The following is a 25,830-nucleotide window of genomic DNA, read 5'->3' on the forward strand; positions in this document are numbered from 1 at the left end:
CTCAGCCGGTCGGCTTCTCCGACCCGACGACCCACATCGCGAAGAACTGCGACCCGCCGCCGTAGGCGTGGCCCAGTGCCCGTCGCGCCCCGTCGACCTGGTGCTCCCCGGCCCGGCCGCGCACCTGCAGCGCGGCCTCGCCGAAGCGGAGCATGCCGGAGGCGCCGATCGGGTTGGACGAGAGCACGCCGCCGGAGCAGTTGACCGGGATGCGGCCGTCCATCGCGGTCTCACCGGCCTCGGTGAGCTTCCAGCCCTCTCCCTCGGCGGCGAAGCCGAGCGACTCCAGCCACATCGGCTCGAACCACGAGAACGGCACGTAGATCTCCGCCGCGTCGATCTCGTCGATGGGCGAGGTGATGCCCGCCTGCTTCCACAGGTACGCCGCCGCGTCGCGCGAGGCCTGCGGGTTGACCTGGTCGCGCTCGGCGGCCGTGGTGGCCTCCGAGCGCATCACGGTGCCGTGGATCCAGGCCGGGTCGGCCGAGCGGGCGGCGACGTCCTCGGCCGCGATGACCAGGGCGCAGGCGCCGTCGGAGGAGGGGCAGGTCTCGTCGTACCGGATGGGGTCCCACAGCATCTGCGAGGCCAGCACCGACTCCACGGTGGTGCCCTCGTTGTGCAGGTGGGCGTAGGGGTTCTTCAGGGCGTTGGTGCGGTCCTTGGCGGCCACGACCGCCCCGATGTGGGTCGGGGCGCCGGAGCGGCGGATGTAGGAGCGCACGTGCGGGGCGAAGTAGCCGCCGGCGCCGGCGTGCACCGGCATGTTGAACGGCACGGGCACCGAGAGCGCCCACATCGCATTGGACTCCGACTGCTTCTCGTAGGCCACCGTGAGCACGGTCTGGTGCACCCCGGCCTGCACGAGCGAGGAGGCCACGATCGCGGTCGACCCGCCCACCGAGCCCGCGGTGTGCACCCGCAGCAGCGGCTTGCCGGCCGCGCCGAGCGCCTCGGCGAGGAACAGCTCGGGCATCATCACGCCCTCGAACAGGTCCGGCGCCTTGCCCACGACGATCGCGTCGACCTCGTCGAGCGTCAGCCCGGCGTCCTCGAGCGCGCGGTCCATCGCCTCGCGGCACAACCCGGCCATCGAGACGTCGTCGCGCCTGGCGCGGTGGTGGGTCTGGCCGACGCCGATCACCGCGGCGGGTGTCTTGGCCATCAGTTGCCGCCTTCCGGGGTGGACGAGAGCGTGCAGACGAGGTTCTGCTGCAGGGCCGGGCCCGAGGTCGCGTGGGCGAGCGTCTTCGCCGCCTCGCCCGACCAGATCCGCGACGCGGCCTCGCCGACCCGGATGCCACCGGCGGAGAACATCGGGTTGGACACCAGTGCCCCGCCCGAGGGGTTGACCCGTACGTCGTCGGCCAGGCCGAGCTCGCGGCGCAGCACGAGCTCCTGGTGGCTGAAGGGGGCGTGCAGCTCGGCCACCTCGACGCCGCCGAGGTCGAGCGCGGCGCCCGAGCGCTGGGTGCTGGGGGAGCGGGTCAGGTCGCGCACGCCCAGGCCGATCGGGTCGACGTGGTGGCTGAGGCCGGTCAGCCAGGCCGGGGTCTCGCGCACCTCGCGGGCGCGGTCGCCGGCGGCCAGCACGAGTGCGGCCGCCCCGTCGGTGACGGGCGCGCAGTCGTGCTTGCGCAGGGGGTCGGCGTACACCGGTCGGTCGAGGAGCGCCTCGACCGACGAGCCGCCCTGCCGCACGGCGTACTCGTTCTTCTCGGCGTCGGTCAGCGAGCGGTGCGCGACCTCGGCCATGGCGCGCTCGTCCCACAGGCCGGCGTCGATGCCGGCCCGGGCCTGCAGGCCGGCGAGCGACACGGTGTCGGGCCAGATCGGCGTCATCGTGTAGGGCTCGAGCTGCAGCGCGAGCGTGCGGCGCAGCACGCCGGCCGAGCTCTTGCCGAAGGCGTAGACCAGCGCGGTGTCGACCTCGCCGGTCTGGATCTTCACCCAGGCCTCGTACATCGCCCAGGCCAGGTCCATCTCGACGTGTGACTCGTTGACCGGCGGGATGACGCCGATCGCGTCGACGGCCTGGACGAACGAGAACGACCGCCCGGCGAGGTAGTCGCTCGACCCCGAGCACCAGAAGCCGACGTCGCGCCGGGTCCACCCGGTCTGCTCGTAGCACTCGGCGAACAACGGCACGAGCAGCTCGACGCAGGTCGGAGACCCGTCGAAGTCCTTCATCTGTCGCTGGGCGAAGCCCACGACGGCGACGTCGCGCATCAGAGGTGGTTCCTGTAGGTCTCGTAGTCGGCGTCGGGCTCGCCCGTGGGCGCGAAGTGGCTGATGTTCTCGATGGTCGTGCCCCACTCCTCGCGGGGCTTCCAGACCGCCTTGACCCGCATGCCCATGTGCACGTCCTCGGCCGGGCAGTCGAGGATCAGGTGCAGGAAGGCGATGTCGGCGCCGTCGAGCAGCACGTACGCCGAGACGTACGGCGGCGTGATGCGCTGGCCGAGGAACGGCACGTTGACGATGCAGAACGTCGTCACGGTGCCGGTCTCCGACAGCTCGACCTCGTCGGTCGTCGGCGTCCCGTCGGCCGGGCAGGCGCTGCGCGGCGGCACGTAGACCTTGCCGCAGTGCGGGCACCGCTGGCCGACGATCCGCCCCTCGGCGATCGCGCGGTAGAACGCCGACTCCTCCGGGCTGGCGGCGTACACGTAGTCGAGCGAGACGGGCGTGACGACCCCCGTCACCGGCCCGTCGACCGTGGTCGCGGAAGGCGCGCCGGCGCCTGTTGCGAGACCACCCGAACCGGCCTCGACCGGCTCGAAGCACGCGATGTCGGTGATGGCCCCGACCCGCTCGGCGGCCCAGCGCACCCGCACCCGCATGCCGGTGCTGGCCTCGTCGGGCGAGGCGACGTCGAGCGCGTGCAGCAGCGGCACGTCGGCGCCGTCGAGGGTGACCAGCGCCCAGGCGAACGGTCGGTCCAGCGGTTGCGCCTTGACCGGCTCGGGCACCCACACCCACGACGTGACGGTGCCCTCGGGCCCGACCTCGACGTACGGGTCGCCACCGTCGCCACCCGTGGCCCGGTGGGTCACGGGGTCGAACTCGGGCGGCGGCACCACGACGCGGCCGTCGGAGGTGCGGGCGCCGACGACGACGCCGTCGCGCAGGCCGGTCAGGAACCGGCCGATGACCGGGCCCGTGGACCGCGTGTAGTCGAAGGCGACGGTGACCGGCGCCGAGAGCGTGCGGGACATGCGCCCGAAACTAGAACACGTTCTATCTTCGGGGCAAGGACTCCCTAGGGTGTCGCCATGAAACTAGGACTGCAGCTGGGGTACTGGGGCGCACAGCCGCCCGCCAACGCCGAGGAGCTCGTCACCGCGGCGGAGGAGTCGGGCTTCGACGCCGTCTTCACCGCCGAGGCGTGGGGCTCCGACGCCTTCACGCCGCTGGCCTGGTGGGGCCGCTCCACCTCGCGGGTGCGCCTGGGCACCTCGATCGTGCAGATGTCGGGACGCACCCCCACCTCGATCGCCATGCACGTGCTGACCCTCGACCACCTCAGCGGCGGCCGGTTCGTGCTCGGCATGGGCGTCTCCGGCCCGCAGGTCGTCGAGGGCTGGTACGGCCAGCCCTTCGCCAAGCCGCTCGCCCGCACCCGCGAGGTCGTCGACGTCGTGCGGCAGGTGCTGGCCCGGGAGGCGCCGGTGACCAACGACGGCCCCCACTACCCCCTCCCGTACGCCGGCCCCGGCTCGGTCGGCCTCGGCAAGCCCCTCAAGCCGATCGTCCACCCGCTGCGCGCGGACGTGCCGATCTGGCTCGGCGCCGAGGGCCCCAAGAACGTCGCCCAGACCGCCGAGATCGCCGACGGCTGGATCCCGATCTTCTACACGCCCAAGTCGGCCGACATGTACCAGCCGTGGCTCGACGAGGGCTTCGCGCGGCCGGGCGCCCGGCGTGCCCGGGACGACTTCGAGATCGCCGCCACCTGCCACCTGCAGGTCTGCGAGACCCCCGAGGTCAAGCGGATGGTCCTCGACGCCCTCAAGCCGTCGGTCTCGCTCTACATGGGCGGCATGGGCGCCAAGGAGGCCAACTTCCACAACCAGGTCTTCGTGCGGATGGGCTACGAGGAGCTGGCGGCGAAGGTGCAGGAGCTCTACCTCGACGGTCGCAAGGACGAGGCCACCGCGCTCGTGCCCGACGAGCTCGTCGAGGACCTCCACATCGTCGGCGACGCCGCCGAGGTCACCGACAAGGTCGCGGCCTGGGAGGAGACCGGCGTCACCACGCTGCTGCTGTCCTTCCGCGACGGCGACGAGCTGAGGCGCGTCGCCGAGCTGCTGGCCTGAGCGACCCGGACCGGGCTGTCGATCCGGCGGCTCCTCGCGCGTCATCGCGTCGAGGTGCCCGCCGGGGCCCAGCAGAGGAGACGAGATGAGCGACCAGCGCGAGTGGATGGTGCTGTTCCCGGCCGACCGCGAGGACGCCTGGGCTGCGGCGAGCGAGGACGAGCGGCAGGTGACCCACGACGCCGACGGCGAGTTCGTGCGCCTGCTCGGCGAGCGCGGCGGCCGGGTGGTCGGCGGGGCGGAGCTCGCCCCCGCCGACCAGGCGCGCGTCGTACGACGGGGTGGGGGTGGGCCGCTGGTCACCCAGGGGCCGTACGCCGAGTCGGTCGAGCAGCTCTCGGGCTTCTACCTCGTGCGCATCGACGACGAGTCCGCCCTGCTGGAGGCCGTGGTCGCACTGCTGGCCGGCCACCCGGCGGTGGAGGTGCGTCCGGTGGTCTCCGACGACTGACTCGACGCCTGACCCGACGACTGACCCGACGACTGACCCGGCGACCGACCGACGCCGGGCCCGGGCGCCTCAGTGCGCCTGGCCGGTGCTGGCCGAGGTGCCGCCGTCGACGGCCAGGAACGCCCCGGTCACGTACGCCGCGTCGGGGCTGGCCAGCCACAGCACGGCCGGGGCGATGTCCTCGGGCTGGCCGATCCGGCCCAGGGCCACCCGGTCGACCGCCTTGGCCAGCGTCTCGGGGTCGGCGGCGGCGTCGGCGGTCACGGGCGTCTCGGTCATCGCCGGCACCACCGCGTTGAGGCGCACGCCGCGGGCGCCGTAGTCGAGGGCGAGCGACTGGACGAAGTTCATGATCGCGGCCTTGGTGGCGTTGTAGGCGGACTGCTGCCAGTCGCCGCGCAGGCCGGAGACCGACCCGACGACGACCAGGTTGCCGCCGCTGCGCTCGAGCTCGGGCAGGGTGTGCCGGGCGACGTGCACGAACCCGTCGATGTTCACCGAGCGGATCGAGCGCCACCCGTCGAGGTCGAGCTCGTCGAACTCCCCGGAGGTGTAGGCCGCGGCGTTGTTGACCACGATGTCGAGCCCGCCGAAGCGCTCGAGGGTGGCGCGCACCAGGTCGCGCACCTGGTCGTCGTCGCTCACGTCGGTCTCGACCGCGAGGCCCTGCTCGGTGGGGTGGCCGGCCAGGGTCTCGTCGAGCGCGTCGCGCCGTCGTCCGGCGACGACGACCCGGGCGCCGTTGTCGAGGAAGGCCCGGGCGATGGCGCGCCCGATGCCCGACCCGCCCCCGGTCACGAGCACGGTGCGGTCGGCGACGTCGTAGGTGTTGGCAGTCATGCCTCGACCCTGCCCGCTCCTGGTGCAGGACCGTCCCGACCGAAGGGGTGGTCAGTGCTGCCCGGAGCGCCAGAACCACCAGGTGGACACGGCGTTGAACGCCGCGAACGCGGCCATCGCCCACAGCAGCCACTCGGGCACGAACCGGAGGTCGACCGACAGCACCAGGGCCACGATGGCCGCGGCGAGCAGGAGGTTGGTCGCCACCTGCCGGACGATCGTGCGACGGGGCTGGGCCCGCAGGCGGCGCTCCGCCTCGGTCTCGGGCGCGGGCGTGCGCACGTGCTCCCACGCCAGCCGGTGAGCGGTGCCGTCCCCGATCCGTACCGGCAGGCTCGGCCCGCCGCGCACGCCCGTCCCACCGTGCTCGGCGAGGCCGGCGACCACCGGCGGGAGCCACAGGAGGCGCGCGACGGTGGCCAGGAAGTCGTCGCCGGACCCCCGCTGTGCCTCCTGCAACCGAGGGCGTAGGCCGGGCTCGAAGCCCGCGGGCCAGTCGTCGGGATCGTCGTGCGCCACGGTCCCCTCGAGGGCACCGAGGACGGCGTCCGCGGCGGAGCCCGGCGGCACGTCGAGGACGCGCGTCAGGGGTGGCGCCCAGGTGACCTCCAGGACGTCGGCGCCCGGGGCGGGCGCGACCTGCACCGAGCGCAGGTCGCCGGCCCGGCCCACGCTGGCCACGGGGTGCTGGCGGGCCGGGAACGCCAGCGGGGCGTCCGGTGCCGAGGCGCCGTCGTCCCAGGCGACGACGGCCCAGCCGTCCACCAGCCAGGCGCTGGCGTGCGCGCCCAGCTCGGCCGCCGTCATCCGCGCGAGGAGCAGGTCGTCGTCGCGCCACGCGGAGACCACGGTCGACCGGGGGGAGCGAGCGACGCCGGCGAGGACACGTTCCTCGTCGAGGAGGTCGCCGTGCTGGTCGACCACGACGTCGGCGACCTGGACGACCGCGCCCACCCGGTGGGCCAGGCCGAGGACCACCTCGCCGAGCTGTGGACCCGGGTGGACGGTGCCGTCGGGATCCACGGCCAGGACCTGCGCATCGTGCAGGGCGAGGCGCACGACCACGGCGCCGAGCACGCCGATGCGCTCACCGCCGAGCGTCGCGCCGCACAGGCGGCGCGAGCCCAAGTGCTCGACCACGGCGTCGCGGCGCAGCGGCTCGTCCCGGTCGGCGTCGGGCAGCGGCAGCAGCACCAGGTCGACGTCGTCCACCGCGCCATCGTCGCTCAACCGGACCTCAGACCGGTGTCGGCACCCCGCGTCGGGCCGCGGCGGGGGTGCCGGGCGTGGGGAAGAAGCGCCAGATGACCCAGGTCTGTCCGAAGGTCCACAGCGCGCCGCACACCCAGTACCAGAGCAGCGCGACCGGGACGACGCCGCCGGCGAGGAGCATGCCGCCGGCGGAGACGAAGGGGACGAGCCGCTGCGCCTGTGCCATCTGCTCGGGCACGTCGGTCGAGGTGTTGTCGGCGACGAGGAGCCGCTGGGTGGTGAAGCCCAGCAGCGCCGCGGCGCCGGCCAGCCCGACGACGACGAGCAGGTGGGTGGTGCCGGCGCCGAGGTAGCCGTGGTCGGTGAGCCCGACCCCGGCGAACGTCGCCCGCGCGAGGTCCGCCACCTGGGCGCCGTCCAGCGCGCCGGTGGCCTTCCCGGCGGCTGCGTCGCGCAGCAGGTGGTAGAGCCCGATCCAGATCGGCAGCTGCAGCAGGAGCGGGAGGCAGCCGAGGCGGGAGACGCCGTGCTCGGCGGAGATCTCGCGCCGGGCCTCCATCTGCGCCCTGATGGCCTCGGCGTCGGTGCGGCCCTTGTACTTCTCCGAGAGGGCCTTGAGGTGGGGCCGCGCGCGAGCGGCGGCGTGGGCGTTGCGGACGGTGTGGGCGGTGATCGGCAGCAGCGCGCCGCGCACCACGACGGTGACGGCGGCGATGGACAGGCACCAGGTCAGGCCAGAAGCGGGGTCGGCGCCCAGGGCCTCCAGGCCGGAGTGGACGCCGGCGACGACACCGGCGAGCGCGAGACGGACGGGTTCGAGCAGGGACATGCGGGGGCTCCAGGGCTCCGGTTGTGGGAGGGACGGCTTCTGCCACCGGTCGACCGTGGACCCCGGGGGGGCGCGGTCGCGGCGGCGTCAGGCGCGTCCGGGAGCCCGCGGGCGCAGCGGGTGGTGGACCGGGTCGGTCGCACGGGTCGTGAGCACCAGCGGCACCGGGCGCCGGGCGGCGACCCCGCCGGCGGGACCGCGGACCGCGAGCAGGACCCGCTCGTGGGTCGAGGCGACGAGCGCGGCCACGGCGACCGCGAGCAGGGTGCCCGCGATGGTGGTGGTGCCGTCGACGCCGGCCGACAGCGTGGGCAGCAGGAAGGACAGCGCCCCGGCGAGGAGGCCGAGCAGCGTCGTGCGCACGCGCGCGACGGCCGGCTCCTCGATCACACCGAGATGGTACGACGTGGCCGCGCGGGACACCGCCCGTGACAAGAACTGAAACACGTTCTAGTCTCGCCGCCATGCCCGACCAGCCCGGCCAGCCCGTCGCGTCCGACCTGCGCACCCCGGTCCACAACGGCAACCTGATGGTCGCCGCCCTCAAGCGCCACCGCGACAAGCCGGTCATGCACCTCGGCGACGTCACGCTGACCGGACGCGAGACCGAGCAGCGCATCAGCCAGTACGTCCAGGCCTTCGAGTCCCTCGGCGCCGGCGCCGGCACGGCGGGCGCGCTGCTCGCGCTCAACCGGCCGGAGGTGCTCTTCGTCATCGGGGCCGGCCAGACCCAGGGCTACCGGCGCACCTCCCTGCACCCGCTGGGCAGCGCCGACGACCACGCCTACGTCATCAACGACGCCGGCATCACCACCTTGACCATCGACCCCTACTTCGTCGACCGGGCCCTCGCGCTGCTGGACAAGTGCCCGGGCCTGACCGACGTGCTCACCATCGGCCCCGTCCCGCCCGAGCTCGAGGGTCGGGCCACCGACCTGGTCGCGACGGCCGCCGGGTTCGAGCCGCGGCCGCTGACCGCCGCGACCCTGCCGCCCGACCACGTCGTCTCGATCACCTACACCGGCGGCACGACCGGCAGGCCCAAGGGCGTCATCGGCACCGCCCAGGCGATGTCCACGATGACCCAGGTGATGCTGAGCGAGTGGGAGTGGCCCGAGGAGCCGCGGTTCCTCATGTGCACGCCGCTCTCGCACGCCGGCGCCGCCTTCTTCACCCCGACCGTCATCAAGGGCGGCTCCCTCGTCGTCCTCGCCCGCTTCGACCCCGCCGAGGTGCTGCGCACCATCGAGGAGCAGCGCATCACCGCCACGATGCTGGTGCCGTCGATGCTCTACGCCCTGATGGACCACCCCGACAGCCACACCCGCGACCTGTCGAGCCTGCAGACCGTGTACTACGGCGCCTCGGCCATCAACCCGGTGCGGCTCAAGGAGGCCCTCGACCGCTTCGGGCCGATCTTCGCCCAGTACTACGGGCAGTCCGAGGCCCCCATGGCCATCACCTACCTGTCGACCAAGGACCACGTCGGCGGTGGCGACGCCCGGCTGGCCTCGTGCGGCCGGCCCTCGGCGTTCATCCGGACCGCGCTGCTCGGCGAGGACGGTCGGCCGGTTCCGGTGGGGGAGCCCGGCGAGATCTGCGTGTCCGGCCCGCTGCTCTCCGGCGGCTACTGGCAGCTGCCCGAGGAGACCGCCGAGACCTACCGTGCCGACGGCTGGATGCACACCGGCGACGTGGCCCGCGAGGACGAGGACGGGTTCTGGTACATCGTCGACCGGACCAAGGACATGATCGTCACCGGCGGGTTCAACGTCTTCCCGCGCGAGGTCGAGGACGTCGTCGCCGAGCACCCGGCGATCGCCCAGGTCGGCGTCATCGGCACCCCGCACGAGAAGTTCGGCGAGGCCGTCACCGCGGTCGTCGTGCTGCGCGAGGGCCACGAGCTCACCGAGACCGTCGTGGCCGAGATCCAGGACATGGTCAAGGAGCGCAAGGGGTCGGTCCAGGCGCCCAAGCAGGTCATCGCCACGCCGGCGCTCCCGCTCACCGGCCTCGGCAAGCCCGACAAGAAGGCGCTGCGGGCGCAGTACTGGACCGGCGAGCGCGCCGTCGGCTGATCCGCCGCCAGCCCGTCAGGTCACGGGGCGCCGACCGAGCCGGGTCCAGGCGTGCTCGGGCACCCGGTCGAGGATCGCGCCCATGAAGCCGAGCACGGCGTCGATCTCGCCCGGGCCGTGGGACCCCGCCCGGAAGGTCACCAGCGAGTCGCCTTCCAGCCGCCAGGCCCGTCCCTGGTAGGCCGCCAACATCATCCGCATGTCGAGGTGGAGCAGGTCGTGGGCCAGCTCCGGGCTGTGGGTGCGCACGTGGAAGCGCTGGTCGAACACCGGGTCGCCGGTGCGGAACGGGTTGCCGAAGGCGCCGCGGAAGAACCGCCCGAGCGCGCCCTGCGGCGCCACCTGCACCATCGGCACCGGGGGCAGGTCACCGAGGTGCACGCACAGGACCGAGAAGTCGTGCCGGTCGTCGCCGCTGTCCTGGCCGCCGCTGGTCCAGTAGCGGTAGTCGAACGCCACGAACGCCCGCCCGGCGTGCCAGCCCTCGACCACGTTGCTCGCCGAGCGGCGGTGGCCGCGGCCGAACGGGTCGCCGCGGAAGCGGCTCTCCAGCCCGGTGCCGACGGGCGACCAGCGCCACTCCCGCTTGGCGGCGTACGACGCCAGCGACTCCTGGCGCTCCCGGGCCCGGCGCTGCTGGTGGACCACCAGCCACACGGCGAGCCCGATGAAGGCCGCCGGGACGGCCAGGAACAGCAGGACCAGCACCACGGGGACGACGTCCATGCCCGCAACCTGCCCGGTCGGGGCCGAGGTCAGTCCAGGTCGTCCCACACGTCGTCGACGACGTCCTCGACCCGGTCGCGGTCGCCGAAGGTGGCCTGGGCGCGGACCGTGAGCGTGCCGGAGCGGCGCTGGCACTGCACGGTGTCGGGCGCGGCCTGGTCGGGCTGGTAGTCGGTGCCGGCCCGCGGCGGGTTGTTGCGCTGCAGCAGGCACTCGACGCCGTCGTCGGCGACCCGCTCGACCGGGGGCAGGGCGAGCCCCGCCCGATCGGGGTCGACGAAGCCGCCCGGCGGCAGCAGCGGCCCGGCGTCGGCCGCCACCGCGAAGACCGTCACGCTCTCGGCGGACTCGCGGTCGACGTACACCCGGGTCACCGCCGCAGCGCCGTCGAAGGCCTCGGAGAGGCTCTCGCCCACGGTGCGGGCCTCGGCGCGTCGGGTCGCGAGGAGGTCCTCCTGCCCGCTGGTGCCGAGGAAGGCCTCGGAGTCGACCGCGAGGAGGTCGTCGACCTGCGGCGGCAGGGACAGCTCGTCCTCGCCGACCGTGCGCACGAGCTGCAGCAGACCGATCGCGGCGGCGACGACCACGACGGAGGCGATGATGCCGATCCAGGCGTTGCGGGAGAGCACGGGCGACAATCTCTCACGCCCTGCGGTGGGGCCGGCTCAGCGACCCTGGAAGTGCGGGGCACGCTTCTCGGCGAAGGCGCGCGGGCCCTCCTTGGCGTCCTCGGAGGCGAAGACCGCCGCGCCGACGCGGGCGTCGTCGCGCCAGCAGTCGTCCTCGTGCCTGCCCTCGGAGTCGCGGATGGTGCGCAGGATGGCCTGGACGGCCAGCGGGCCGTTGCGGGCGATCATCGAGGCCAGCTCGTGCGCCTTGGCCAGCGCCTGGCCGTCGGGGACGACGTGCCCGACGAGCCCGATCTCCTTGGCCTCGGGCGCCAGCACGTGACGTCCGGTGAGGAGCAGGTCGGCGGCGACGGTGTAGGGGATCTGGCGGGGGAGCCGGACCGCGGAGCCGCCCATCGGGTAGAGCGACCAGCGGGCCTCGGAGATGCCGAACTTCGCCGACTCGCCCGCGACGCGGACGTCGGTGCCCTGGAGGATCTCGGTGCCGCCGGCGATGGCCGGGCCCTCGACGGCGGCGACCAGTGGCTTGGTCAGCCGGAACCCCTTGAGCAGGCCCTTGATGACCGACGGGTCGTACTCGCCGGACTCGAAGCTCGCCGACGGAGGCCGCCTCGCCATCGACTTGAGGTCGGCGCCGGCGCAGAAGTAGCCCCCGGCGCCGGTGAGGATGCAGGCGCGGACGTCGTCGTCGCCGTTCACCCGGTCCCAGGCGTCGGACATGATCTCGAGCATCTCGCCGGACAGCGCGTTGCGGGCGTGGGGGCGGTTCATGGTGACCACCAGCGTGTGGTCGACGAGCTCGACGAGGGCGTGGGGAGCGTCGGTGACGGCACCGTCGGGGGCGGCCTGCTGGGTCATGTACGCGACGCTAGCGAAAAACTGGAACGTGTTCTAGTCTCGCGCCGTGGCCCTGAACCTCGCAGACCTCTTCGAGCACGCCGTGGACGCCGTGCCGGACAACCCGGCCGTCAAGGTCGGGTCGCGCACGGCGACGTACGCCGACCTGGAGCGCGACGCCAACCGCCTGGCCCACCACCTGCAGCAGCAGGGCATCGGGGCCGGCGACCACGTCGCGGTCTACGCCAAGAACAGCATCGAGCACGTCGTCGCCGTGCTGGCCGTGCTGAAGATCCGTGCGGTGAGCATCAACGTCAACTACCGCTACGTCGAGGGCGAGCTCGACTACCTCTTCGACAACGCCGACGTCGTCGGCCTGGTCTTCGAGCGCACCTACGCCCCGCTGGTCGCCGCCACCGCGCCCAAGCACGCCCGGCTCCAGACGTTCGTGGCCATCCCCGACGCCACCGCGCCCGACGACGCCTCCGACATCTCCGCCTTCGGCGGGGTGCCCTACGACGAGGCGGTCGCCGAGCAGAGCGACGCCCGTGACTTCGGCGAGCGCAGCCCCGACGACCTCCACATCATCTACACCGGCGGCACGACCGGCTTCCCCAAGGGCGTCATGTGGCGCCACGAGGACTTCTGGCGGGTGCTCGGTGGCGGCATCGACTTCTACACCGGCGTCGAGCTGGAGGAGCTCGACCAGTCGCGCCAGGCCCTCGAGCCGCGCCTGGTCACCTTCCCGATGAGCCCGCTCATGCACGGCGGCGCCCAGGCCAGCCTGCTCATGCACCTCTTCGCCGGCCACCTGACGATCCTCGAGCCCAAGTTCGACCCGGCCACGGTCTGGCAGGTCGTCGAGCGCGAGAAGGTGCAGCTCCTCTTCATGACCGGCGACGCCATGGCCCGCCCCCTCATCGAGGAGTACGAGTCCCGGCTCGGCACCGACGCGGCGTACGACGCCTCGAGCCTGTTCGTCATCAGCAGCAGCGCCGCGATCTTCAGCCCGCCGGTCAAGGAGCGCTGGATGGCGGCCTTCCCCCACGGGATCTTCTCCGACTCCGTGGGTGCCTCGGAGACCGGCTTCCAGGGCATGGGCATGCAGGACCCCGCCCACATCTCGACCGACGGGCCGGTCGTCGGCCTCGGCCCCAGCAGCGTCGTGCTCGGCGACGACGACCGGCCGCTCGACCTGGCGACCAACGTGGGCGCCGTCGGCCGGCTCGGCCGCGGCGGCTCGGTGCCGGTCGGCTACTACAAGGACCCCGAGAAGTCGGCCCGCACGTTCCTCGAGGTGGACGGCACGCGCTACTCCGTGCCCGGGGACTTCGCCCGCATCGAGGAGGACGGCAAGGTCACCCTCCTCGGCCGCGGCTCCAACTGCGTCAACACCGGCGGGGAGAAGGTCTTCCCGGAGGAGGTCGAGATGGCCATCAAGGCCCACCCGGCCGTCTACGACTGCCTCGTCGTCGGCCTGCCCGACGAGAAGTACGGCCAGTCCGTCGCCGCCGTGGTCCAGCCCCGTGAGGGCCAGGCCGTCGAGCTGGAGGAGCTGCGCGCCTTCCTGCGCACCTCGCTGTCCGGCTACAAGCTGCCCCGGCACCTGACCCTGGTGCCGGAGATCCCGCGCAACGCCACCGGCAAGGCGCAGTACCCCAAGGCCAAGGAGATGGCGCTGTCCTCCTGGGCGCCCGCCGCGGCGACCGCGGGGGTGACCGCCTGATGCGCACCCCGATCTGCGACGAGCTCGGCATCGAGCACCCCGTCTTCGCCTTCACGCCCTCCGAGCACGTCGCCGCCGCGGTCTCGCGGGCCGGCGGCCTCGGCGTGCTCGGCTGCGTCCGCTTCAACGACCCCGACGAGCTCGAGCGGGTCCTGACCTGGCTCGACGACAACACCGACGGCAAGCCGTACGGCGTCGACATCGTCATGCCGATGAAGGTGCCGACCGAGGGCACCTCGACCGACCTGTCGGCGTACATCCCCGACGGGCACCGGCACTTCGTCGACGAGACGCTGCTCAAGCTCGGCGTGCCGCCGCTGCCCGAGGGCGAGGGCCGCGACGGCGTGCTCGGCTGGCTGCACTCGGTGGCTCGCTCCCACCTCGACGTCGCGCTGCAGCACCGTCCGGTCTTCATCGCCAACGCGCTCGGCTCGCCGCCGGTCGACGTCATCGAGAAGTGCCACGAGCACGGCATCAAGGTCGGCGCACTCGCCGGCGCGGCCAAGCACGCCCTGAGCCACGTGGCCAACGGCGTCGACGTGATCATCGCCCAGGGCTACGAGGCCGGCGGGCACACCGGTGAGGTCGCCTCGATGGTGCTCACCCCCGACGTCGTCGACGCCGTCGGTCCCGACGTGCCCGTGCTCGGCGCGGGCGGCATCGGCTCGGGCCGGCAGGTCGCCGCCTCGCTGGCCCTCGGCGCGGCCGGGGTGTGGACCGGGTCGATCTGGCTCGGCACCGAGGAGTACCGCCAGATGGGCGCCACCAACAGCGACGCCTGGGAGACCGCCTTCACCCGCGCCACCTCCTCCGACACCGTGCGCACGCGGGTCTACACCGGCAAGCCCGCGCGCCTGCTCAAGACGAGGTGGACCGAGGCCTGGGCCGAGGACGGCGCCCCGGCCCCGCTGCCCATGCCGCTGCAGAACCTCCTCGTCGCCGACGCCCACAACCGCATCTCCGCCGCCAACGACCCCGACGTCATCTCGATGCCCGTCGGCCAGGTCGTCGGCCGCATGAACGAGGTCCGCCCCGTCGCGGAGGTGATGGCCTCGCTCGTCTCGGAGCTCGAGGAGACCGTCCGCCGCCTGGAGAAGCTCGTCTGACCGGTCGGCCGTGACCGGGGTGCGCTGCCGGGGCTAGACCACTGGGCGCAGTTTCGACGACTGTGGCGCAAAAGTCCGTCGACCGGACGCCGGATGCCCCACTCTTCTGCGTGACCACCGTCACTCACGCGAAGGGGCGTCCGACGTGTCTCCAGCTCTCCTCCTGTCCACCCCGACCCTGAGCCGCGGGCGACGCCTCGTCGCCGGCGTGCTCGCGGTCGCCCTCGGCGCGGGCGCCTCGGCTGCGGCCGCGGCGCCGTCGTACGCCGGCGAGCCGACCGCAGCGGTGGGCCAGCGCGCCGCCGCCGGCTCGGTCATCGAGGCCGAGGACGGCGTCCTGACCGGCGTCACCCGCCAGACCGAGCACGCGGGCTACACCGGCACCGGGTTCGTCGGTGGCTTCGGCGCGACCGGCCAGGGCGTCGCGGTGACGGCCGCGGTGCCCGCCGCCGGGACCTACGACCTGTTCGTCCGCTACGCCAACGGCGGCCCCAACCGGACGCTGACCCTCACGGTCAACGGCGCGCCCCGCCAGGTGACCCTCCCGGGCTCGGGCGCGTGGAACAGCTACGGCGTGGTCTGGGCCTCCGTCGACCTCGCGGCCGGCGCCAACACGCTCGACCTGACCCGGACCGCGGCCGACAGCGGACAGCTCAACGTCGACAGCTTCCGCGTGGCGCCGCGGGTCGGCACCCGGTACGAGGCCGAGGACGCGGCACTGAGCGGCGGTGCGGCGCTGGCCTCCGACCACGCCGGCTTCACCGGCACCGGGTTCGTCGGCGGCATCCAGGCCGCCGGCGCGACCGCCGCCTTCACCGTGACCGCGACCGAGGCCGGCAACCATCCGGCGACGCTGCGCTACGGCGCCGGGCCCAACCCGTTCAACGGCCCGAAGCGGGTCACCATCGACGTCAACGGTGCTCAGCAGTCGGTCTTCCTGCCGGGCTTCTCCTCGTGGAAGACCTGGGGCGACTACGCGCTCGACCTGCCGCTCGTCGCCGGGACCAACCAGGTCTCCGTCCGCTACCAGCCCGGCGACGACGGCAACGTCAACCTCGACCACCTCGACGTCGGGCAGCCCGCACCCCCGGTCTGCGACAACGTCGTCGAGCCGGACGACACCTTCGCGGGCACCTCGCTCGACCGGTGCCGCTGGACCACCGTCCTGAACGACGACCCCGCCGCCCGCCGCGTCGCCGACGGCGTCCTCGCGATCGACGCCCTGCCCGGTGACCTGAGCGGGGGCGTGACCAACGCCCGCAACGTCGTCCTCCAGCCCGCGCCCGCGGGTGGCCGCTGGATGGCCGAGACCGACGTCTCCCTCGACGGGACCGACGACTACCTCCAGGGCGGCCTCGTCCTGTGGGGCAACGCCGCCAACTTCGGCAAGGTGACGGTGATCCGCACCCCGGCCGACGGCTGGAAGGTCGAGCTCGGCCGCGTCACCGCCGGCACCCTCGCCTACACCGGCTCGGCCACCCTGCCCGCGGGCGCCCAGACCGACGTGCGGCTGCGGCTGTGGGTCGCCGACGGCCGGCTGCGCGCGGCGTACTCCCTCGACCAGGGCACCAGCTGGACCGTCGTCGGAGCCGGGTACGCCGTCGACGGCATCTCCGACCCGCTCGTCGGTGTCGCGGCGTTCAACGGCACCGGCGGCGAGACGGCCCGGTTCGGCTCCTTCGCCCTCGGCGAGCCGGTGCTGGTGGCTCCCGCCGTCGACGTCACGCCCGCCTCGGCGGCCACCGGGCAGACGACGACCGTGACGGTCGCGGTCACCGGCCCCGGGGCCACGCCCACGGGCGAGGTGACCCTGCGCGACGGGTCCGATGTCGTCGGCACCGCGGCCCTGGCCGACGGGGCCACGACCTTCACCGTCGGCCCGTACGCCGCCGCCGGGGAGCGCACCCTGACGGCGTCGTACGCCGGGGACACCGCGTTCGCCGCCGCCTCCGGCACCGGCGCCCTGACCGTCACCGCGGCCCCCGTCGCCTCGACCACCACGGTCGTCGCCGACCCCGGCTCGATCGAGACCGGTCGCACCTCGACGGTCCGCGTGACGGTGGCGGCCGCGGGCAGCACGCCCACCGGTGAGGTCACCCTGCGCGACGGCGACCAGGTCGTCGGCTCGAGCTCGCTGTCCGGCGGGGTGGCGACCTTCCAGGTCGGCCCGTACGCCACCGTGGGCACGCGCACGCTGACCGCGACGTACGCCGGCAGCGGCGCGGTCACCGGCAGCACGGGCACCGGCTCGCTCGTCGTGACCCCGGCCCCGGTCGCCTCGACCACGACGGTCGCGGCCTCGCCGGGCTCGGTCCGGACGGGCCAGGCCTCGACGGTCACGGTCACCGTGTCCGCCCAGGGCACGACGCCCGCTGGTGAGGTCACGCTGCGCGACGGCGACCAGCTCGTCGGCACGGCCCCGCTGACCGCGGGCACCGCCACCTTCCAGGTCGGCCCGTACGCCGCCGCCGGCACCCGCACCCTCACCGCGACCTACGCGGGCAGCGGCTCGGTGACCGGCAGCACCGGCAGCGGCACCCTGACCGTGACCCCGGCGCCGCTGGCCTCGACCACCACGGTGACGGTGGACCCCGGTTCGGTCACCGTCGGCCAGGGCGCGACCCTCGCGATCACCGTCGCCGCCCCGGGGACCACGCCCGGCGGCCGCGTCACCGTGCGCGAGGGCGAGCGCGAGCTCGGCACCGTCGACCTGGTCGACGGGGCCGCGACCCTCGAGGTCGGCGTGTCGACGGCCGAGGGCACGCGCACCTTCACCGCGACCTACCTCGGCAGTGCCACGGTCGACGGGAGCAGCGGCACCGTCGTCCTGACCGTCACGCCCGCGCCGGTCGCACCGGTCGCCTCGACCGTCGCGGTGGCCGGGCCGGCCAGCGTCGAGACGGGCCGGACGGCCTCGATGAGGGTCACCGTCACCGCCGACGGCGCGACGCCCTCGGGCCGGGTCGACCTCACCGACGGCGTCACCACCTGGGCCGGTGACCTCGTCGACGGCACGGCCGTCGTCCCGGTCGGCCCCTGGGCCACGGCCGGCACGCGCACCCTCACCGCGTCGTACGCCGGGGACGCCCGCGTCCTGGCGGGCACGGGCAGCACCACGCTCGCCGTCCGCGCGGTCGTCGTCCCGCCCGCGCCGAAGCCGGCCGTCCGGGTCGTCGGCGGCAAGGTCGACGCCGCTGCCAAGCGCCGCACGGGCACGGTCCGGATGGCCTGCACCCCGGCCGGCGCGGTGTGCCGCGGCACGGTCGTCCTGCGGGCAGGCGGCACGGTGCTCGGCCGTGGCACCTTCGCCGTCGCCGGTGGTCGGACCGTCGCGGTCCGCGTGACCCTCAACGGCCGGGCCCGGCGGGCCCTGGCCGCCCAGCCGCGGACCCGGGCCCGGCTGACCGTCGTCATGGCCGGCCGCGGTTCGGTCGCCCGGGTCACCCTGGTGCGCTGAGACCCGGCGGCCTCGGCCGCACCCGCGCACCTGCGCACCCGCCACCGGCCGCCCACGATCGGGGGCGGCCGGTGGTGGTCAGGCGCCGGCGACGGCGGGGGAGGGAGTGAACCGGTCCCACACGCGGTGGGCGCCGAGCAGCCCCTGGACCGCGGTGAAGACCTCGGCCGGGTCGTCCCCGGTGACGACCCCAGCGGCGCCGACGTCGACGCCCGAGGCGACCACGGCGTCGGTGCCGGCACCCCAGGCCCCGATCGCCTTGCCGTGCCGGAAGGCCTCCTGCACCAGCAGCGCCACCCGGGGGTCCAGGCCCGGTGCGCCGGTGCCACCGGCCTTGGCCTCGCGCGCGACGAGGGCGTCGGGCGCGGGTGCGGGGCTGCCGGCCAGCAGCACGGCGTCGAGCTCGACCGAGCGTCCGGCGGCGAAGGTGCGCTGGACCGGCTGCCCGTCGACCTCGCCCCCGCGGGCCGCGACGACGACGGGGACCATCCCCGCGGCATCGACGGTGCGTCGCAGGGACCGCAGGCCCTCGAGGCTCGCGGGGTCGTCGACGTCGACGACGATCCCGACCATGCGGCCGTCGGCGGGCCAGGTGCCGCCGACCTGCGACAGGGCGGGGCTGGGCACGGCGTCGACCAGCTCCACGGTCGGCCCCGGCGCCGGCAGGCCGAGCCCGGTCGCCACCTCCTGGCACAGGACCGGGTCGATGTTGGCCAGCGCGCGCAGCTGGCGCTCCTTGACCGCCTGCTCCCACACCTTGCTCAGCTCGAAGGTGTAGGCCGCCACGATGTGCTCGCGCTCGACCGGGGTCATGCTCAGCCAGAACAGGCGCGCCTGGCTGAAGTGGTCGTCGTACGACGCCGGGTTGGCGCGCACCTTCGTCGCCGCGGTGACCGTGACCGGCGCGTCGACGAACGCCCCCTGGTCGGCGCCGGCGAAGAACGGGCACCCGCCGTCGAGCGTGTTGGGCTTGTAGGGCGCGACGCCGCCGTGCACCGCCTGCTGGCCGTAGCCGTCGCGGAGCATGTCGTTGACCGGGGCGTGCGGGCGGTTGATGGGCAGCTGGTTCCAGTTGGGCCCGCCGAGGCGCGTGATCTGGGTGTCGGTGTAGGAGAAGTGACGGGCCGCCAGCAACGGGTCGTCGGTGACGTCGATGCCGGGCACGAGGTGGGCGGTGTGGAAGGCGACCTGCTCGGTCTCGGCGAAGTAGTTGGTGACGTTGCGGTCCAGGGTCATCCGGCCGACGGGCTGCACCGGCGCCAGCTCCTCCGGCACCAGCTTGGTGGGGTCCAGCAGGTCGATGCCCTCGAAGACCTGCTCGGCGTTGTCCTCGAAGACCTGGATGCCGAGCTCCCACTCGGGGAACGCGCCGGCCTCGATCGCGTCGGCGAGGTCGCGTCGGTGGAAGTCGGGGTCGATCCCGTTCAGCAGCTGCGCCTCCTCCCACACCAGCGAGTGCACTCCCAGCACGGGCTTCCAGTGGAACTTGACCAGCGACGTGCCACCGTCGGCGTCGATGAGGCGCCACGTGTGGACGCCGAAGCCCTCCATCATCCGGTAGGAGCGCGCGATGCCGCGGTCGCTCATGTTCCACATGGTGTGGTGCTGGGCCTCGGTGTGCAGCGACACGAAGTCCCAGAACGTGTCGTGGGCGCTCTGGGCCTGCGGGATCTCGCGGTCGGGGTGGGGCTTGCCGGCGTGGATGACGTCGGGGAACTTGATGCCGTCCTGGATGAAGAAGACCGGGATGTTGTTGCCCACGAGGTCCCAGTTGCCCTCGTCGGTGTAGAACTTCACCGCGAAGCCGCGGGTGTCGCGCACGGTGTCGGCCGAGCCCCGCGAGCCCAGCACGGTGGAGAAGCGCACGAAGACCGGCGTCTCCTGGCCCTCGGCGAACACCCCGGCCCGGCAGACCGAGGACGCGGTCCCGTAGGACACGAAGCGGCCGTGGGCCGCGGCACCGCGCGCGTGCACGACCCGCTCCGGGATCCGCTCGTGGTCGAAGTGGCTGACCTTCTCCCGCAGGTGGTGGTCGGCGAGCAGCGTCGGTCCGCGGGGCCCGGCCTTCAGCGAGTGGTCGGTGTCGGCCAGCCGGACGCCGCCCGCGGTCGTCAGGTGCGCGCCGCGCTGGGCGAAGTCCGTCGGCTCCGCGGCCAGTGGCTCCCCGGTCGGGGTCAGCGGCGTGGGGGTGCCCTGGTCGGGCTTGGGCGGCAGCGGCTCGCGCGGCTCGGTCGGCTCCTCCAGCGGCGTGGGCTCCGGCCCGGGGACGCCCGGCGGTTGCGGGTCGAGGAGCTCCTGCGCCTTGTCGACGGTGCGGTCCACGACGTCCTCGACGGAGTCCTTGATGCTCCGGGCGACGTCGGTGGGCTTGGGTGGGGTCACGTGCTTCTCCCTGGTCGGGGAACGGATGGCCACTCTTCCGGTGCCCACGCCCCTGTGCGTCGCCCTCATCACTACGGGCGAGGCGCGGGCTAGGCTCCGGTCATGACCGCACCGTCGACCGCCGGTCGCGCTCCGGCGCGGTGGCGCGGCGCCGCTGCGACCCGGTCGACGAGATGACGCCGGTCTCCTTCTCGACGGTCGGGCTGCCCGACGACCGCCGCGTCGAGCTGTGGGAGACGCACAACGCCGACGCCCTCATCGGCCTGCGCTGCCGCACCCTCGACGGCAGCGCGCTGGAGGCGACCGAGCTCAACGTGCAGCTGCGGCAGGTCCACCTGGCCCGCGTCACGGGCACCTCCCACGCCGTCGAGCGCGACCGGGCGATGGCCCTGCGCCGCCCGACCGAGTCGGTGGCGCTGTTCTTCAGCCTGGCCGGCGAGGCGTTCTTCTACCACGACGACGGCGTCCGGGTGCTCCAGCCGGGCCAGCTGCTCGTCTGCGACGCCGACCGGCCGTTCATGCGCGGCTTCTCGCGCGGCCTGGAGGAGCTGGTGCTCAAGGTCCCGCGCGAGGTGTACGCCGCCCGCACCGGCACGCAGGTCCCCGACCGGCCCCAGGTGGTCGACTTCTCCGCGCGCGCCAACACCCACGCGCACACGCTGGCCCGCGAGGTCGACCGCGCAGTCCGGGCCGAGGCACCGGTGCCGGTGGACGAGGAGACGGTGCTCGAGCTGGTCGCCGCCCTGGCCGGCCCGGCCGGGCGCGCCGACCTGGCGGCCGCCCACCGCAGCGCCGCCCAGGCCTACGTCGACCGCCACCTCGCCGACCCGCGCCTCTCCGCCGCCCAGGTCGCCGCGGCCGTCGGGCTGAGCACCCGCCACCTCTCCCGGGTCCTCGCCGAGGGCGGCACGACGTTCCCGCAGCACGTGCTGGCCCGTCGGCTCGAGGCCGCCCACGCGCTGCTCCAGCAGCCCACCGCCGCCCGGCTCACGGTCGCCGAGGTCGCCCACCGCTGCGGCTTCGCCTCGGCCGCCCACTTCTCCGGCGCGTTCGCCGCCCGCTACGGCGAGCGCGCGAGCGACGTACGACGACGGGCGGCGGCGACCCGGTAGCCGACCGCAGGAGCCGGGCCGTGCTGCGTCGGTCGGCCATCGCTGCTCGTTCCGGCCGAGACCGCCGTCACACCGTCGACGCAGTCGCCCGCCCGATCGAGACTGGCGGCGAGCGCCGGCGCCGGGCCGGCGGAGGAGGGGGACCCGATGCCCGCGTTCGACGACGGCCAGCAGGAGACCGAGCTCCCGACGACGGCGACCATCGAGACCGACGTGCTCGTGGTCGGCTCCGGGCCGGCGGGCTCCGCGGCGGCGCTGCTCCTGTCGACCCTCGGGATCGACAACGTGATGATCACCAAGTACCGCTGGACCGCCAACACCCCGCGCGCCCACATCACCAACCAGCGAGCCATGGAGGTCTTCCGCGACCTGGGCATCGAGGAGCAGGTGCTGGCCGACGCGACGCCGCACGAGCTGGTCGGCGACACCGTGTTCTGCACCTCGATCGCCGGGGAGGAGATCGGGCGCATCCGCACCTGGGGCACCCGGCCCGACCGCGAGGGTGACTACCGGCTGGCCTCGCCGTGCCTGGTCGTCGACATCCCGCAGACCTACCTCGAGCCGATCCTGGTCCGCAACGCCACCGCCCGGGGCACCCAGGCGCGATTCTCCACCGAGTACCTCTCGCACGTCCAGGACGCCGACGGCGTCGACGTGCGGGTGCTCGACCGGCTGACCGGCCAGGAGCACACGATCCGCGCGAAGTACCTCATCGGCGCCGACGGGGCGCGCTCGAAGGTCGCGGCCGACATCGGGCTGCCCTACGAAGGCCGGATGGACATCGCCGGATCGATGAACATCACGTTCAAGGCCGACATCAGTGCCTGGTGCGACCACCGGCCCTCGGTCCTCTACTGGGTCGTGCAGCCGGGCTCCGACGTCGGCGGCATCGGCGCCGGCCTGGTGCGGATGATCCGGCCCTGGGACGAGTGGCTCATCGTGTGGGGCTACGACCTCGAGGACGAGCCGCCGGTGGTCGACGAGGCCGCCGCGACGCAGATCGTGCGCAACCTGCTCGGCATGCCCCACCTCGACGTCGAGATCACGGGCACCTCGCTGTGGGGCAACAACGAGATGTACGCGACCCACCTGCAGCAGGGCCGCGTCTTCTGCGCCGGCGACGCCGTGCACCGCCACCCGCCCAGCAACGGCCTGGGCTCCAACACCTCGGTCCAGGACTCCTACAACCTGGCCTGGAAGCTGGCCGCCGTGCTGCGGGGCCAGGCCGACCCGTCGCTGCTGGAGACCTACTCCGAGGAGCGCGCCCCGGTCGCCCGCCAGGTCGTCACGCGGGCCAACAAGTCCAGCCGCGAGTTCGTCGACCTCTTCGTCGCCCTCGGGGTCACGGAGGCCCGGACCGAGGCCGAGATGGTCGAGCGGATCGAGGAGCGCAAGGCCAGCACGCCGGAGGGCGCGGCCAAGCGCGCGGCGCTGGTGAAGGCGATGGAGCTGAAGAACTACGAGTTCAACGCCCACGGCGTCGAGCTCGGCCAGTTCTACGAGTCGGCCGCCGTCGTCCCCGACAGCACCGGCGCGGGCCGGCCGGAGCCCACCCGCGACCCCGAGCTGTACTACACGCCGTCCACCGTGCCGGGCTCCCACCTGCCCCACGCGTGGGTCGGCGACCACACGAAGCGGCTCGCGATGATGGACCTGGCGCCGTACGACCGGTTCACGGTCATCACCGGGATCACCGGCGAGGCGTGGGCCGCGGCCGCGGAGGAGGTGGGCGCCGAGCTCGGCGTGCCGGTCGAGACCGTCGTCATCGGCCCCGGGCGCGAGGTCACCGACCTCTACTACGACTGGGCCAAGCTGCGTGAGGTCGACGAGAGCGGGGCGCTGCTGGTCCGCCCCGACAAGCACGTCGCCTGGCGCGCCCCCACGCTGGCCGAGGACCCCCGGACCGCGCTGCGCGACGCGCTCACCCAGGTGCTGGGCCGCGCATGAGCCTGCGCTTCGTCCACGAGACCCTGCCGCAGCGCGTCCGCTTCGCGAGCGGCGCCGCGGCGGAGGCGCTGGCCGCCGAGGTGGCCGGGACGGGCGCGCAGCGGGTGATGGTCGTCGCCGCCGGGGCCGAGTCCGACCTGGCCGGCCGCATCACCGACGGGCTGCCGGTCGCGCTCCGCCACGACGAGGTCGTCATGCACGTCCCGGTCGCGGTGGCCGAGCGGGCCCGGGCCGCCGCCCGCGAGCACGACGTCGACCTCGTGGTCAGCGTCGGCGGCGGCTCGACGACCGGGCTGGCCAAGGCCGTCGCCCTCGAGACCGGCCTGCCCATCGTCGCCGTGCCCACGACGTACGCCGGCTCGGAGGCGACCGACGTGTGGGGGCTGACCGAGGGCTCGACGAAGACCACGGGCGTCGACGCACGGGTGCTCCCGCGCTGCGTGGTGTACGACGCCACGCTCACCCTCTCGCTGCCCGTCGACCTCAGCGTGGCCTCGGGCCTCAACGCCCTCGCGCACTGCGTGGACTCGATGTGGGCACCGCGCACCGACCCCGTCGACCAGGCGCTGGCCACCGAGGGGATCCGCGCCCTGGCCGCCGGGCTGCCGCGGGTCGTGGACGACCCCGGCGGGCTGGAGGGCCGCGAGCAGGTGCTCTACGGCGCCTACCTGTCGGCGATCGCCTTCGCCTCGGCGGGGTCCGGCCTGCACCACAAGACCTGCCACGTGCTGGGTGGTCGCTACGACCTCCCGCACGCGCCCACCCACGCCGTGGTGCTGCCGCACGTGCTCGCCCTCAACGCCCCCGGCGCCCCCGAGGCCGACGCCCGGATCGCCGCCGCCCTCGGCAGCGAGACCGGGCTCGCCGGGCTCTGGGACCTCGGGCGCCGCCTTGACGCACCCCGGGCGCTGCGCGACCTCGGCCTCGGGGAGGACCAGGTGCCCGACGCGGCGGCGGCCGTGCTGCCGGTCGTCCCCGAGGGCAACCCGGTCCCGGTCACCATGGACGACCTCACCCGCCTGCTGCACGACGCCTGGGAAGGAGCCGAGCCCCGATGAGCCCAGCCCCCGACGACCGACCCGAGGTCCCGCCCGAGCAGGCAGCGCGCGAGGAGGAGCTGGTCGACCGCGTCGTCGAGTCCTTCGCCGGCGCCGAGGACGAGCGGCTGCGCACGGTGCTGTCCTCGCTCGTGCGCCACCTGCACGGCTTCCTGCGCGAGGTCCGGCCGACCGAGGACGAGTGGAAGCAGGGCATCGACTTCCTCACCGCCGTCGGCCACACGACCGACGCGCAGCGCCAGGAGTTCATCCTGCTCTCCGACACCCTCGGCGCGTCGATGCAGACCGTCGCCATCAACAACGAGGCGTACGCCGACGCCACCGAGGCCACGGTCTTCGGCCCCTTCTTCGTCGAGGACGCCCCCGAGGTCGAGCTGGGAGGCGACGTCGCGGGCGGCGCGCCCGGTCAGCCCTGCTGGGTCGAGGGCACGGTGCGCGACACCGGGGGTCGGCCGGTCCCGGGTGCGCGGATCGAGGTCTGGGAGGCCGACGAGGACGGCTTCTACGACGTCCAGCACGGCGACGGGCGGACCGCCGGGCGCGGTTGGCTGGCGGCCGGCCCCGAGGGCGAGTTCCGCTTCTGGGCGGTCACGCCCACGCCGTACCCCATCCCGCACGACGGCCCGGTCGGCCGGATGCTCGCCGCGACGGGCCGCTCGCCGATGCGCGCCTCCCACCTGCACTTCATGGTCACCGCACCCGGGCTGCGCACGCTCGTCACCCACATCTTCGTGCGCGGCGACGAGCTGCTCGACCGCGACAGCGTCTTTGGCGTCAAGGAGTCACTGGTGAAGGACTTCGTCGCCCACAGCGCCGACGAGACCCCACCCGACGGCCGCGACCTCGACGACCGCGACTGGTCGAGCGTGCGCTTCGACGTCGTGCTCGCGCCGGGGGAGCCGACCTAGGGCAGGCGGGGCACCTCGCGGTCGCGGTGGGAGCCGTCGACGACGTACCACCAGGCCCAGGTCAGCGGGAACGGGACGCCGGCCACGAGCGCCGCCGGCCACGGCAGGCCGCGGGCGTGGGCGCCGACCGCGGTCAGCACGACCAGCGGCGCGGCCAGCAGGAGGAGCAGGTGTCCGACCGTCACGGATGAAGGGTCGCGGCGCGTGGCGCGG

22 protein-coding genes are annotated in these 25,830 nt (G+C 74.0%); 10 read left to right on the forward strand and 12 right to left on the reverse strand.

The genetic code is table 11. From position 1 onward, the window contains the following. Position 1: 1 nt before the first annotated feature. From FJQ57_RS18090 to FJQ57_RS18100, 3 genes are read right to left on the reverse strand one after another with little or no spacing between them, the layout of a single operon-like run. Positions 2–1,165 (reverse strand): thiolase domain-containing protein, encoded by a 1,164-nt coding sequence (locus FJQ57_RS18090; RefSeq protein WP_139983043.1) that lies wholly within the window; start codon positions 1,163–1,165, stop codon positions 2–4. Beyond that, complete coding sequence (locus tag FJQ57_RS18095) at positions 1,165–2,229, reverse strand: thiolase domain-containing protein (protein ID WP_139983045.1); 1,065 nt, start codon at positions 2,227–2,229, stop codon at positions 1,165–1,167. Before FJQ57_RS18095 ends, FJQ57_RS18090 begins: the two co-directional genes overlap by 1 nt. Beyond that, a complete protein-coding gene (locus FJQ57_RS18100; protein WP_139983047.1) occupies positions 2,229–3,218 on the reverse strand; it encodes a Zn-ribbon domain-containing OB-fold protein in 990 nt (329 codons plus the stop codon). Before FJQ57_RS18100 ends, FJQ57_RS18095 begins: the two co-directional genes overlap by 1 nt. A 57-nt stretch (positions 3,219–3,275) precedes the next feature. Here FJQ57_RS18100 and FJQ57_RS18105 point away from each other — a divergent pair, with 57 nt between their 5' ends. Both FJQ57_RS18105 and FJQ57_RS18110 read left to right on the forward strand, forming a co-directional pair. Further along, entirely contained in the window at positions 3,276–4,319 is a 1,044-nt protein-coding gene (locus tag FJQ57_RS18105) for an LLM class F420-dependent oxidoreductase (RefSeq protein WP_139983049.1), read from the forward strand. 85 nt (positions 4,320–4,404) lie between these two features. Then, positions 4,405–4,770, forward strand: a complete 366-nt coding sequence (locus FJQ57_RS18110) for a YciI family protein (protein WP_211349118.1) — start codon at positions 4,405–4,407, stop codon at positions 4,768–4,770. Positions 4,771–4,839: 69 nt separating this feature from the next. Here the strand turns inward: FJQ57_RS18110 and budC are convergent, their stop codons facing one another. From budC to FJQ57_RS18130, 4 genes are all read right to left on the reverse strand, one after another. Beyond that, entirely contained in the window at positions 4,840–5,610 is a 771-nt protein-coding gene (budC, locus tag FJQ57_RS18115) for a meso-2,3-butanediol dehydrogenase (protein ID WP_139983051.1), read from the reverse strand. Positions 5,611–5,661: 51 nt separating this feature from the next. After that, the gene (locus FJQ57_RS18120) at positions 5,662–6,822 is read right to left on the reverse strand and encodes a hypothetical protein (protein ID WP_139983053.1); all 1,161 of its coding nucleotides are present in this window, start codon (positions 6,820–6,822) and stop codon (positions 5,662–5,664) included. 25 nt (positions 6,823–6,847) lie between these two features. Beyond that, complete coding sequence (gene yidC, locus FJQ57_RS18125; RefSeq protein WP_139983055.1) at positions 6,848–7,651, reverse strand: membrane protein insertase YidC; 804 nt, start codon at positions 7,649–7,651, stop codon at positions 6,848–6,850. An 87-nt stretch (positions 7,652–7,738) separates the two neighbouring features. Further along, on the reverse strand, positions 7,739–8,041 hold the full coding sequence (locus tag FJQ57_RS18130; RefSeq protein WP_139983057.1) for a hypothetical protein: 303 nt from the start codon (positions 8,039–8,041) through the stop codon (positions 7,739–7,741). Between the two features lie 74 nt (positions 8,042–8,115). On the opposite strand from FJQ57_RS18130, the gene fadD8 reads away from it, so the two are divergent. Next, positions 8,116–9,729: a fatty-acid--CoA ligase FadD8 gene (gene fadD8 / locus FJQ57_RS18135; protein WP_139983059.1), complete on the forward strand. Its 1,614-nt coding sequence runs from the start codon at positions 8,116–8,118 to the stop codon at positions 9,727–9,729. Positions 9,730–9,744: 15 nt separating this feature from the next. On the opposite strand, the gene FJQ57_RS18140 is transcribed toward fadD8, so the two are convergent. The 3 genes from FJQ57_RS18140 to FJQ57_RS18150 are packed head-to-tail and all read right to left on the reverse strand — an operon-like array spanning position 9,745 to position 11,942. Next, positions 9,745–10,455, reverse strand: a complete 711-nt coding sequence (locus FJQ57_RS18140; protein ID WP_139983061.1) for a hypothetical protein — start codon at positions 10,453–10,455, stop codon at positions 9,745–9,747. A gap of 29 nt (positions 10,456–10,484) precedes the next feature. Further along, the gene (locus tag FJQ57_RS18145) at positions 10,485–11,084 is read right to left on the reverse strand and encodes a hypothetical protein (protein ID WP_139983063.1); all 600 of its coding nucleotides are present in this window, start codon (positions 11,082–11,084) and stop codon (positions 10,485–10,487) included. Positions 11,085–11,120: 36 nt separating this feature from the next. Further along, positions 11,121–11,942 carry a crotonase/enoyl-CoA hydratase family protein gene (locus FJQ57_RS18150; RefSeq protein ID WP_139983065.1) on the reverse strand — a complete coding sequence of 274 codons (822 nt, stop codon included), beginning with the start codon at positions 11,940–11,942 and terminating at the stop codon, positions 11,121–11,123. A 46-nt stretch (positions 11,943–11,988) separates the two neighbouring features. On the opposite strand from FJQ57_RS18150, the gene FJQ57_RS18155 reads away from it, so the two are divergent. The 3 genes from FJQ57_RS18155 to FJQ57_RS18165 all read left to right on the forward strand — a co-directional run bounded on the left by FJQ57_RS18155 (position 11,989) and on the right by FJQ57_RS18165 (position 18,210). Continuing rightward, complete coding sequence (locus FJQ57_RS18155; protein WP_139983067.1) at positions 11,989–13,647, forward strand: acyl-CoA synthetase; 1,659 nt, start codon at positions 11,989–11,991, stop codon at positions 13,645–13,647. After that, positions 13,647–14,753, forward strand: coding sequence for an NAD(P)H-dependent flavin oxidoreductase (locus tag FJQ57_RS18160; RefSeq protein WP_139983069.1), 1,107 nt, complete (start codon positions 13,647–13,649; stop codon positions 14,751–14,753). Before FJQ57_RS18155 ends, FJQ57_RS18160 begins: the two co-directional genes overlap by 1 nt. 145 nt (positions 14,754–14,898) lie before the next feature. Beyond that, positions 14,899–18,210, forward strand: coding sequence for an Ig-like domain repeat protein (locus FJQ57_RS18165; RefSeq protein ID WP_139983071.1), 3,312 nt, complete (start codon positions 14,899–14,901; stop codon positions 18,208–18,210). A 78-nt stretch (positions 18,211–18,288) separates the two neighbouring features. Here FJQ57_RS18165 and FJQ57_RS18170 read toward each other — a convergent pair whose 3' ends face one another. Further along, positions 18,289–20,592 (reverse strand): catalase, encoded by a 2,304-nt coding sequence (locus FJQ57_RS18170; RefSeq protein WP_281284287.1) that lies wholly within the window; start codon positions 20,590–20,592, stop codon positions 18,289–18,291. Positions 20,593–20,765: 173 nt separating this feature from the next. On the opposite strand from FJQ57_RS18170, the gene FJQ57_RS23660 reads away from it, so the two are divergent. The 4 genes from FJQ57_RS23660 to FJQ57_RS18190 all read left to right on the forward strand — a co-directional run bounded on the left by FJQ57_RS23660 (position 20,766) and on the right by FJQ57_RS18190 (position 25,617). Next, positions 20,766–21,704 (forward strand): helix-turn-helix domain-containing protein, encoded by a 939-nt coding sequence (locus FJQ57_RS23660; protein WP_139983075.1) that lies wholly within the window; start codon positions 20,766–20,768, stop codon positions 21,702–21,704. 147 nt (positions 21,705–21,851) lie between these two features. Then, the gene (locus tag FJQ57_RS18180) at positions 21,852–23,651 is read left to right on the forward strand and encodes an FAD-dependent oxidoreductase (RefSeq protein WP_139983077.1); all 1,800 of its coding nucleotides are present in this window, start codon (positions 21,852–21,854) and stop codon (positions 23,649–23,651) included. Next, positions 23,648–24,709: a maleylacetate reductase gene (locus FJQ57_RS18185; RefSeq protein WP_139983079.1), complete on the forward strand. Its 1,062-nt coding sequence runs from the start codon at positions 23,648–23,650 to the stop codon at positions 24,707–24,709. Before FJQ57_RS18180 ends, FJQ57_RS18185 begins: the two co-directional genes overlap by 4 nt. Then, positions 24,706–25,617 (forward strand): dioxygenase family protein, encoded by a 912-nt coding sequence (locus FJQ57_RS18190; protein WP_139983081.1) that lies wholly within the window; start codon positions 24,706–24,708, stop codon positions 25,615–25,617. The genes FJQ57_RS18185 and FJQ57_RS18190 overlap by 4 nt, the downstream gene beginning before the upstream one ends. Here the strand turns inward: FJQ57_RS18190 and FJQ57_RS18195 are convergent. Next, positions 25,614–25,802, reverse strand: a complete 189-nt coding sequence (locus FJQ57_RS18195) for a hypothetical protein (protein WP_139983083.1) — start codon at positions 25,800–25,802, stop codon at positions 25,614–25,616. The two genes, FJQ57_RS18190 and FJQ57_RS18195, sit on opposite strands and share 4 nt — an antisense overlap. Positions 25,803–25,830: the final 28 nt, after the last annotated feature.

Origin of the sequence: Nocardioides litoris (assembly GCF_006346315.1) — a bacterium.
In the GTDB taxonomy this organism is placed as follows: domain Bacteria; phylum Actinomycetota; class Actinomycetes; order Propionibacteriales; family Nocardioidaceae; genus Nocardioides; species Nocardioides litoris.